A 9,692-nucleotide genomic window follows, 5' to 3' on the forward strand; every position below is an offset into this window, starting at 1 on the left:
GCGCCGAGCTGGGCATCAAGGTCAGCAAGACCCGCCCCTACCGCCCACAGACCAACGGCAAGATCGAGCGCTTCCACCGCACCATGGCCGAAGGGTGGGGCTACGCCCGCTGCTACGAATCCGAAGCCGAGCGACGAGCCGCCCTGTCAGCATGGATCCACGAGTACAACCACCACCGACCCCACACCGCCTGCGAGAACAAGCCACCCATCACCCGCTTGACCAACCTGTCAGGTCAGTACAGCTAGCCAAGGTTGCTCGCTGGCGGACAGGGTGCAACCTGTCCACCAACACGGAAGGTTTGCTAGCAAAGGTTCCTGCAGGGGGCGCCAGCGGCCCACCGGTCAGCAGCCGAGGAGGTGACCGCCGAGGTACTCCTCGACCTTGTCGAGGGACACCCGCTCCTGGGCCATCGAGTCCCGCTCACGGATCGTCACGGCGTGGTCCTCGAGGGTGTCGAAGTCCACCGTGATGCAGAACGGCGTGCCGATCTCGTCCTGCCGGCGGTAGCGGCGACCGATCGCGCCGGCGTCGTCGAAGTCGATGTTCCAGTGCTGGCGCAGGGTGGTGGCGAGGTCGCGGGCCTTCGGCGACAGGTCGGCGTTGCGCGAGAGCGGGAGCACGGCCGCCTTCACGGGGGCGAGGCGCTTGTCGAGCCTGAGCACCACGCGCTTGTCGACGCCGCCCTTGGTGTTGGGCGCCTCGTCCTCGGTGTAGGCGTCGACCAGGAAGGTCATGAGCGACCGCGACAGCCCGGCCGCGGGCTCGATGACGTAGGGCGTGTACTTCTCGCCGCTGGCCTGGTCGAAGTAGACGAGGTCGGTGCCGGAGTGCTCGCTGTGCGTCTTGAGGTCGAAGTCGGTGCGGTTGGCGATGCCCTCGAGCTCACCCCACTCGCTGCCCGTGAACCCGAAGCGGTACTCGATGTCGACGGTGCGCTTGGAGTAGTGGCTGAGCTTCTCCTGGGCGTGCTCGTAGTGCCGCAGGTTGTCGGGGTTGATGCCCAGGTCGGTGTACCAGCGGGTGCGCTCGTCGATCCAGTACTGGTGCCAGTCCTCGTCCTCGCCCGGCTTGACGAAGAACTCCATCTCCATCTGCTCGAACTCGCGGGTGCGGAAGATGAAGTTGCCGGGCGTGATCTCGTTGCGGAAGCTCTTGCCCGTCTGGGCGATGCCGAACGGCGGCTTGCGGCGCGCGGAGTTCATCACGTTGAGGAAGTTGAGGAAGATGCCCTGGGCCGTCTCGGGGCGCAGGTAGTGCAGCCCCGACTCGTCCTCGACGACACCGAGGTAGGTCTTGAGCAGGCCGGAGAACTGCCGCGGCTCAGTCCACTGGCCACGCGTGCCGCAGTTCGTGCAGGCGACGTCGGCGAGGCTGACGTCGTCGGGGTTGTCGATGCCCTTCTTCTCCGCGACGGCCTCCTGCAGGTGGTCCGCCCGGAACCGCTTGTGGCACGACAGGCACTCGACCAGCGGGTCGGAGAAGGTGGCGACGTGGCCCGAGGCCTCCCAGGTCTGCCGGGGCAGGATCACCGAGGAGTCGATGCCCACGACGTCCTCCCGGCCGGTGACCATCGACCGCCACCACTGCCGCTTGATGTTCTCCTTCAGCTCCACCCCGAGGGGGCCGTAGTCCCACGCGGACCTCGTGCCGCCGTAGATCTCGCCGCAGGGGAAGACGAACCCCCGGCGCTTGCAGAGGGAGACGACGGTGTCGACGGTGGAGGGTGCAGCCATGCGCGCAAGGCTACTGTGCGCCTGCTCGCCCCTCGACGGGGTATGCCGCGCGGCCTACGCTCGACGGCACACCCACCGTCCGAGGGGGCACCGTGAGCGACCGTCCCGTCTCCGCGCGCAGCGTCCGTATCGGCGACGCCGCCCCGTTCCGGATGCTGTTCGAGTTCGCCAGGAAGTCGGGGTACCAGGAGCGTCGACTCGAGCCGGGGGTGCTCGACTTCACCTTCGGCGACCCGCACGAGATGCCGATCCCTGAGTACGTCGAGGCGCTGCGCGCTGCTGCGGTCCCGGGCGACGAGCTGTGGTTCGCCTACAAGTTCAGCCTGGTCGAGGCGCAGGAGGCTGCTGCCGCTTCGCTGCGGAAGGTCGTGGACCTCCCCTGGACGGCCGACCGGATCAGGATGACCACCGGGGGGTTCGGGGCGATCACGCTGTCGATGAAGGCCCTGGCCGATCCCGGGGACGAGGTCGTCTACAGCCTGCCGCCGTGGTTCCTGTACGAGGCGCTGGCCCTCGAGGCCGGGTTGGTGCCGGTCAAGGTCAGGGTGGATGCCGAGACGTTCGACCTCGACCTGGACGCGATCGCCGCCGCGATCACGCCACGCACGCGGCTGGTCGTGGTCAACTCCCCCAACAACCCCACCGGCCGGATCTACCCGGAGTCCACACTGCGCGCGCTGGCCGACCTGCTGGAGACCGCCTCGGCCCGCAACGGTCGCCGGATCTACCTCATATCCGACGAGCCCTACAACCGGATCGTGTTCGACGGCGCGCGGTTCCGCAGCCCCGCGGAGTTCTATCCCCACACGGTGCTCTGCTACAGCTACGGCAAGACGCTGCTCGCCCCGGGCCAGCGGATCGGCTACCTCGCCCTGCCACCACAGATGCCCGACGCCGACCAGGTGATCGACGCGGTCGAGAGCCTGCAGGTGGCGGCCGGCTGGCTGTTCCCCAACGCGGTGATGCAGTATGCCGTCCCTCGCCTGGAGACGCTCTCCCTCGACGTGGCACACCTGCAGGACAAGCGCGACCGGATGACGGTCGCCCTGCGCGACATGGGGTACGACGTCGCCACCCCCGAGGGCACGTTCTACCTCTTCCCGCGGTCACCACTGCCCGACGACGAGGCCTTCGTGGCCCACCTCGCGGACGCGGGCGTCCTGGTGATGCCCGGACGGCTCTTCGAGACGCCCGGCTACTTCCGCATCTGCCTCACGGCCACCATGGACACCATCGAGGCGAGCCTGCCGCGCTTCGCGTCGGTCCTCGCCCAGATCCACGCCGGCTGACACCGGCTTTCCTCGACCACATAGGGTTTCGGCCGTGTCCTCCCTGCGTGAACGCGTCACCGACGCCAGCCTTCCCGTCATCCACGCCCTGAACCGCGTGCCGCGCGCCGTCCCGTTCCTCGCGGTGCTCGCGCTCATGGTGGCCGGGATCTTCGTGCCGGGCTGGGGCTGGGTCTTCCTGGTCGTGGTGGTGGCCTTCCTCGCCTGGACCCTCTACCTGGCCTGGCCGGCGCTCGACCTCGGCGCCCGCTCCGGACGCCTGGCGGTGCTGCTCATCGCGGTCGCCATCACGGTCACCCAGGCGGTGCCACGCGGCTGACGATTTTGACAATCGTTCTCATCTGAGTTGAGAATGATTGTCATGACGCGTCGCCCCCTCGGCCTGCTCAGTGGCCTGGTGTCCATCGCCCTGGCCTCCGCCTGTGGCGTGGCCGGCGGGAAGGGCGCCGACGACGGTCGCCTCGAGGTGGTCGCCGCGTTCTACCCCCTGCAGTACGCGGTGGAACAGGTGGGCGGGCCGCACGTCGCCGTCCAAGGTCTCACCAAACCCGGTGCCGAGCCGCACGACCTCGAGCTGAGCCCCCGGCAGGTCGCCAAGGTTGCCCGGGCGGACGTCGTCGTCTACGAGGCCCACTTCCAGCCGGCCGTCGACGCCGCGGTCGACCAGCAGGCGAAGCAGACCGCGCTCGACGTCTCCCCCGCGGCCCGGCTCGACCTGGCTGCCGTCCAGGAGGGAGCGGACCACGCCGCACACGGCGCCCGGGACCCCCACTTCTGGCTCGACCCGCTGCGCTACGCCGACGTCGCGGACGCCATCGCCGCCCGGCTGGCCGAGCGGGACCCGGCCGACGCCGCGGCATACCGGTCCAACGCGGCGGCCTTCCGCGCCTCGATGACGGCCCTCGACGCGGAGTTCCGAGCAGGGCTGCGGTCGTGCGCGGTCGACGAGCTCGTCACGTCGCACGCAGCGTTCGGGTACCTCGCGCAGACCTACGGCTTCCACCAGGAGGCCATCACCGGCCTGACCCCGGACGCCGAACCCAGCCCGGCCGCGATGGCCGAACTGACCCGCCACATCCGCGACACAGGAGCGAGCACCGTGTATGCCGAGACGTTGGTGAGCGAGGACGTGGCCCGCACCCTCGCCCGCGAGACCGGTGCGAGACTGGCCGTGCTCGACCCCATCGAGGGCATCACCTCCGCGTCGCGGGGCCGCGACTACCCCAGCGTGATGCGGGCCAACCTGCAGGTCCTGCGCGCCGGACAGGAGTGCTCATGACGACCGCCCAGGGCGCCCCCACCACGGACACCCCCACCACGGACACCCCCATCATCGAGTTGCGCCACGCCTCCTTCGGCTACGCCGACCAGGCCGTCGTCACGGGGGCCACGCTCGCGATCCACCCGGGCGAGGTGGTCGCGGTGCTGGGACCGAACGGTTCGGGCAAGTCCACCCTCGTGCGCGGTCTGCTCGGCCTGAACGACCACCTCGGCGGTGACGTGGAGCTGTTCGGCCAGCCGCGCGAGTCCTTCTCCGACCACGCCCGTCTCGGCTACGTACCCCAGCGACACACGCTGTCCGCCTCGGTGCGGGCCACCGTCGCCGAGATCGTGGCCGTGGGTCGGCTGTCGCACCACCGGTGGTGGCGGCCCGTGATCAGGTCGTCGCAGGACGCCGCGATCATCGACCGTGCCCTCGACGTCGTCGGGCTGGGCGACCGTGCCCACGCCGATGTCGCCACCCTCTCGGGCGGCCAGCAGCGCCGGGTGCTCATCGCCCGCGCCCTCGCCTCCGACCCCGACGTGCTGCTGATGGACGAGCCCACGGCGGGCGTCGACACCGCCAACCAGCACGTGCTGTCCACGGTCCTCGCCCGTCTCGCCGGTCGGGGCACCACGATGGTCATCGTCACGCACGAGCTCGCGGCCCTGGCCGACATCGTGACCCGGATCGTGGTGGTCCAGGGGGGCCACCTCGTCTTCGATGGTTCGCGCGACGAGTTCGCTTCCCGGACAGGCGAGTTCGCGTCGTCGGTAGACCATCACCACGATGACGAGAACCGGGTCCGCTCGGCCAGGCTGCCCGGCGCACCGTCAGCCGGCCCACTCGACCCCCGCGGGGGTGTCCACTCGTGAGCGAGCTCCTCTCCCTCGACTTCATGCGCCAGGCGCTCATCGCCGCGGTCCTCGTCGGCATCGCAGCCCCGCTGGTGGGCGTGTTCCTCGTGCAGCGACGGCTCTCGCTCATCGGCGACGGAATGGGCCACGTCGCCCTCGCCGGTGTAGCCGTCGGCGTGCTCACCGGACAGGCACCCGTCCTCACCGCACTCGTGGCGGCGGTCGCCGCGGCGGTCGCCATCGAGCTCATCCGCGGGCGCGGGCGCACCAGCGGTGACATCGCCCTCGCAGTCATGTTCTACGGCGGCATCGCCGCAGGCGTGGTGATCATCGCCAAGTCGCCGAGCAGCAGCCCCGCCAACCTCACCGCCTATCTCTTCGGAGCGATCACGACGGCCGACCAGCGCGACCTGTGGGTCTTCGCGGGCCTGGCCCTGGTGGTGCTCGTCGGCACCTGGCTCCTGCGTCCGTGGCTGTTCGCCGTCGCGAACGACGAGGAGTACGCCCGCGCGAGCGGGCTCCCCGTGACCGGGCTCAACATCGCGCTGGCGGTGCTGACCGCCGTCACCGTCGTCGTCTCCATGCGGGTCGTCGGCCTGCTGCTGATCAGCGCCCTGATGATCATCCCCAACGCCACGGCACAGCTGCTCGGCCGCAGCTTCCGGGCCTCGACGCGGTGGGCGGTGGCGGTCGGCGTCGTCTCCAGCGTGGGCGGAGTGGTCACGTCGTTCTACGCCGAGACCCCGTCCGGCGGGACGATCGTGCTGCTGGCCATCGGCTTCTTCGTCGTGGCGGCCACCGTCACCGGCGCCGCCGCCCGCGCCCGCGCCCACCAGCACCGACGGGCCGAGCGCCACGACCACGAGCACGGCCCGGAGTGCGGCCACCCGGCGGTCGCCCACGGCGACCACGTGGACTACGTCCACGACGGACACCGCCACGCCCCGCACGAGGGCCACTACGACGAGCACGACTCGAGCCTTCACGCCAAGGAGGCGGCGCAACCATGACCGGCACCCGTGAACGCCCGACCCTCGAGGGCACCCGTCGCCCCACGCGCCAGCGCGCGGCGGTGGCCGCGGTCCTCGCCGAGAACGACGAGTTCCGCTCAGCGCAGGAGCTGCACGCGATCCTGCGCGACGCGGGTGACACGGTCGGCCTCGCCACGGTCTACCGCAACCTCCAGGCGATGGCCGCCGACGGCGAGATCGACATGCTGCGCACCGACGACGGCGAGGCCGTCTACCGCGCGTGCTCGACGGGTCACCACCACCACCTGGTGTGCCGGGTGTGCGGGCGCACGGTGGAGGTCGAGGGTCCGACCGTCGAGGCGTGGGCCAACAAGGTCAGCGCGGAGCACGGGTTCACCGACGTCCACCACACCCTGGAGATCTTCGGCACCTGCGGCCCCTGCTCGACTCCCTAACTTTTGCTAGCACACGAAACTCCTTGGTGGACAGGGTGCAACCTGTCCCCCAACGAGCAAGGTTTGCTAGCAAAGGTTGCTCGTGGGGGAGGGTCAGCTGGTCGGCTGGTCGACCGCCCCGCCGTACCGGCGGTCGCGCTCGGCATACGTCTGGATCGCGGCCCAGAGGTGGCGTCGGTCGTAGTCGGGCCAGAGGGTGTCCTGGAAGACCAGCTCGGCGTAGGCACTCTGCCAGAGCAGGAAGTTGCTCGTCCGCTGCTCCCCCGAGCTGCGCACGAACAGGTCGACGTCCGGCATGTCTGGCTCGGGCAGGTACCTCGCGATGGTCTTCTCGTCGATCGAGCCCGGCTTGAGCTTGCCGCGCTGCACCTGCTCGGCGATCCGCTGCACGGCGTCGGCCACCTCGGCGCGACCGCCGTAGTTGACGCAGAAGTAGAGCGTGAGCCCGGTGTTGTGCCGGGTGAGCTCCTGGGCGGTCTCGAGCTCCTTGATGACCGATCCCCAGAGGCGCGGGCGCCGCCCCACCCATCGCATCCGCACACCCCACTCGTGGAGCTGGTCCCTCCGCCGGCGGATCACGTCGCGGTTGAAGCCCATCAGGAAGCGCACCTCGTCGGGGCTGCGCTTCCAGTTCTCGGTCGAGAACGCGTAGGCCGACAGGTGGGTCACCCCGGCCTCGATCGCGCCGGCCGTCACGTCGAGCAGCGCGGCCTCACCGGCCTCGTGCCCCTTGGTGCGCGGGAGCCCTCGCTGGTTGGCCCAGCGACCGTTGCCGTCCATGACGATGGCGACGTGCTGAGGCACGAGCTCCTTGGGCAGGGCGGGAGGTTGGGCACCGCTCGGGTGGGCGAACGGCTTGGGGTATGCCGCGCTCACGCCTGCGCCGTCCGCGCGGCGGCGTGCGCTGCCTCGACCTTGTCCACCACGCTGAGCGGCGCCGGCGCCCAGGTCACGCGGGAGTCGAGGAGGGGTTGGGCATCTGGGTCTCGTCGGTCCACGAGGCGCAACGATCGCACACCCTTCTCGAGGTGCCACTGGAGGAAGGCACTGGCCAGGGTGCTGCCCTCCCTGCGGTGCCGTCCCTGCGACGCGTCGGCGACGACCCAGTCGCCGGCGAGCAGGGCGGCCAGCAACGACAGGGTCTCCAGCGCCGGCGCAGCGGAACCGACCGGACGGCATACCGGGCACACGGTGCCACCGGCCGCGAGGTTGAAGGCGCGGTGGGGACCTTCCGCGCCGCACCGGGCGCAGTCGTGGAAGCTCGGTGCCCAGCCCGCGATCGCGAGCGCCCTCAGCAGGTAGGCGTCGAGGACCAACCCCGGGTCGTGCAGGCCCTCGGCCATCGACCGCAGCGCACCCTGGAGCAGGAGGTACTGCTGGAGGTTGGGCTCGCGCTCCTCCGTGAGCCGGTCCGCGGTCTCCAACATCGCGGCGGCGGCGGTGTAGGTGGTGTAGTCACGGGCCAGCACGTCACCCCAGGACGCCAGCGACTCGGCCTGGGTCACGGTGTCGAGGTTGCGTCCCTCGTAGCACTGGACGTCGACCATCATGGCGGGCTCGAGCCGGGCGCCGAACCGGCTCTTGGTGCGGCGCACCCCCTTGCCGACGACCCGCACCTTGCCCAGTCCGCGCGTGAGCAGCGTGACGATGCGATCGGCCTCACCCAGCTTCTGGGTGCGCAGGACGATTCCCTCGTCGCGGTACAGGGGCATGGCCCCATTGTCGCAAGTCGCAGGCTCGAAGCGGGTATGCCGTGCCGCCGGAGGGTTGCCTACGTCCAGGCCCAGCGCACCGCCACGCGACGGTCGGCGTTGAGCTCACGGATCCGCCTCAGTGCACGGAGGAGGTTCCGGTAGGTCTCGCGACGCTCCCCACCGGTGACGGCGTCGAGGACGACCACGGTCCACGGGAGGAGCCCGGCGAAACGAGCGACGAGCAGCAACCCGGCCAGCACGACCACGACAGGGAGCTCGACCGAGAACAGCCCGACGGCGAGAAGGAGGACCACGACCGGCGCCGCGATGATGATCACCAGCCAGAGGGCCAGTCCGATGACCACTCCGCTCAGGTCGTCGAACCCGATGACCGTGGGATCCGCGGCCTCGCGCAGGGTCTCCGGGCTCATGACCCGCGCGCGCGGTCGCCAGGGCAGCACCCGGACCTCCAGCAGCGCGGTCTGCGACCACGTGGTCAGCACAGCCTTCGACCCTTCCTCCCGTCGCGGGACCCGCCCACGGTCGAGCCAACCCTAGAGCATGTCGACAGGGACTAGAACACCTGTTCGAATCTGGGCTATGGTGGCCGCATGTCCACGGCATTCCAGGGCTCCCTGCTCGACACCGGTGACGACATCACGCTGCAGGCGTTGGGCGACGGTCTGCACCGCACCCAGCTCAGCCGAGGCGCCTGGGTGGACTACCGCCCCGGGTGGCTGGCCGGGGCCGACACGCTCTTCGAGCTGCTCCACCACGAGGTGCCGTGGCACGCGGAACGCCGCGAGATGTATGAGCGCATGGTCGATGTCCCCCGGCTGCTCAAGTTCTACGACGAGGACGAGACGCTCCCCCACCACGCCCTCACCGAGGCGCGAGAGGCACTGAGCCGGCACTATGCCGCGGAGCTCGGCGAGCCGTTTGCGACATCGGGACTGTGCCTCTACCGCGACGGTCGCGACTCGGTGGCCTGGCACGGCGACCGGATCGGCCGCTCCAAGGACCTCGACACGATGGTCGCGATCCTCTCGGTCGGGTCCGCGCGGTCGCTGATGCTGCGTCCGCGGGGTGGCGGAACCTCGATGGGTTTCTCCCTCGGCCACGGTGACCTGGTGGTCATGGGCGGCTCCTGCCAGCGGACCTGGGACCACGCCATCCCCAAGACCACCAAGGCGGTCGGGCCGCGCATCTCGATCCAGTTCCGTCCGCGCGGGGTGCGCTGACCATCCTCGCCGACCCGAGCCCGCAATTGGCTAGGTTCCTGGGTTGACGTTCGAACAGGTGTTCGAATATGATGGGGTATGGCCATCGCACTCCTGCACCCGTCGCCGCCGCTCGCGGCAGCCGATGGGGTGCGTCAGGTGCACACCGTGCTCGACCGGTGTGCGTCGGTGGCCGAGCTGTCCGGGTA

Annotated in this window: 12 protein-coding genes; 8 read left to right on the forward strand and 4 right to left on the reverse strand. The window is 70.2% G+C overall.

Annotation, left to right across the window (positions count from 1 at the left end):
* The coding region (locus tag AC1DX8_RS20780; RefSeq protein ID WP_477631010.1) for an integrase core domain-containing protein at window positions 1-248 on the forward strand (248 nt) is incomplete at its 5' end.
* Window positions 249-344: 96 nt separating this feature from the next.
* Here the strand turns inward: AC1DX8_RS20780 and AC1DX8_RS20785 are convergent.
* Entirely contained in the window at window positions 345-1,736 is a 1,392-nt protein-coding gene (locus AC1DX8_RS20785) for a glycine--tRNA ligase (protein ID WP_477631858.1), read from the reverse strand.
* A gap of 92 nt (window positions 1,737-1,828) precedes the next feature.
* Here AC1DX8_RS20785 and AC1DX8_RS20790 point away from each other — a divergent pair, with 92 nt between their 5' ends.
* The 6 genes from AC1DX8_RS20790 to AC1DX8_RS20815 are packed head-to-tail and all read left to right on the forward strand — an operon-like array spanning window position 1,829 to window position 6,569.
* On the forward strand, window positions 1,829-3,025 hold the full coding sequence (locus tag AC1DX8_RS20790) for an aminotransferase class I/II-fold pyridoxal phosphate-dependent enzyme (RefSeq protein ID WP_477631859.1): 1,197 nt from the start codon (window positions 1,829-1,831) through the stop codon (window positions 3,023-3,025).
* A gap of 34 nt (window positions 3,026-3,059) precedes the next feature.
* Window positions 3,060-3,344, forward strand: a complete 285-nt coding sequence (locus AC1DX8_RS20795) for a DUF6703 family protein (protein ID WP_477631860.1) — start codon at window positions 3,060-3,062, stop codon at window positions 3,342-3,344.
* A gap of 42 nt (window positions 3,345-3,386) precedes the next feature.
* Window positions 3,387-4,304: a metal ABC transporter substrate-binding protein gene (locus AC1DX8_RS20800; RefSeq protein WP_477631861.1), complete on the forward strand. Its 918-nt coding sequence runs from the start codon at window positions 3,387-3,389 to the stop codon at window positions 4,302-4,304.
* On the forward strand, window positions 4,301-5,161 hold the full coding sequence (locus tag AC1DX8_RS20805) for a metal ABC transporter ATP-binding protein (RefSeq protein WP_477631862.1): 861 nt from the start codon (window positions 4,301-4,303) through the stop codon (window positions 5,159-5,161). The genes AC1DX8_RS20800 and AC1DX8_RS20805 overlap by 4 nt, the downstream gene beginning before the upstream one ends.
* Complete coding sequence (locus tag AC1DX8_RS20810) at window positions 5,158-6,153, forward strand: metal ABC transporter permease (RefSeq protein ID WP_477631863.1); 996 nt, start codon at window positions 5,158-5,160, stop codon at window positions 6,151-6,153. Before AC1DX8_RS20805 ends, AC1DX8_RS20810 begins: the two co-directional genes overlap by 4 nt.
* On the forward strand, window positions 6,150-6,569 hold the full coding sequence (locus AC1DX8_RS20815) for a Fur family transcriptional regulator (protein WP_477631864.1): 420 nt from the start codon (window positions 6,150-6,152) through the stop codon (window positions 6,567-6,569). Before AC1DX8_RS20810 ends, AC1DX8_RS20815 begins: the two co-directional genes overlap by 4 nt.
* 93 nt (window positions 6,570-6,662) lie before the next feature.
* Here AC1DX8_RS20815 and AC1DX8_RS20820 read toward each other — a convergent pair whose 3' ends face one another.
* From AC1DX8_RS20820 to AC1DX8_RS20830, 3 genes are read right to left on the reverse strand one after another with little or no spacing between them, the layout of a single operon-like run.
* Complete coding sequence (locus tag AC1DX8_RS20820; protein ID WP_477631865.1) at window positions 6,663-7,445, reverse strand: isoprenyl transferase; 783 nt, start codon at window positions 7,443-7,445, stop codon at window positions 6,663-6,665.
* Window positions 7,442-8,281, reverse strand: coding sequence for a DNA repair protein RecO (gene recO / locus AC1DX8_RS20825; RefSeq protein WP_477631866.1), 840 nt, complete (start codon window positions 8,279-8,281; stop codon window positions 7,442-7,444). Before recO ends, AC1DX8_RS20820 begins: the two co-directional genes overlap by 4 nt.
* A gap of 59 nt (window positions 8,282-8,340) precedes the next feature.
* Window positions 8,341-8,766: a hypothetical protein gene (locus tag AC1DX8_RS20830; protein ID WP_477631867.1), complete on the reverse strand. Its 426-nt coding sequence runs from the start codon at window positions 8,764-8,766 to the stop codon at window positions 8,341-8,343.
* 108 nt (window positions 8,767-8,874) lie between these two features.
* Between AC1DX8_RS20830 and AC1DX8_RS20835 the strand changes: the two genes are divergently transcribed.
* The gene (locus tag AC1DX8_RS20835) at window positions 8,875-9,504 is read left to right on the forward strand and encodes an alpha-ketoglutarate-dependent dioxygenase AlkB (protein ID WP_477631868.1); all 630 of its coding nucleotides are present in this window, start codon (window positions 8,875-8,877) and stop codon (window positions 9,502-9,504) included.
* Window positions 9,505-9,692: the final 188 nt, after the last annotated feature.

This window comes from Pedococcus sp. P2_A3 (assembly GCF_056405035.1).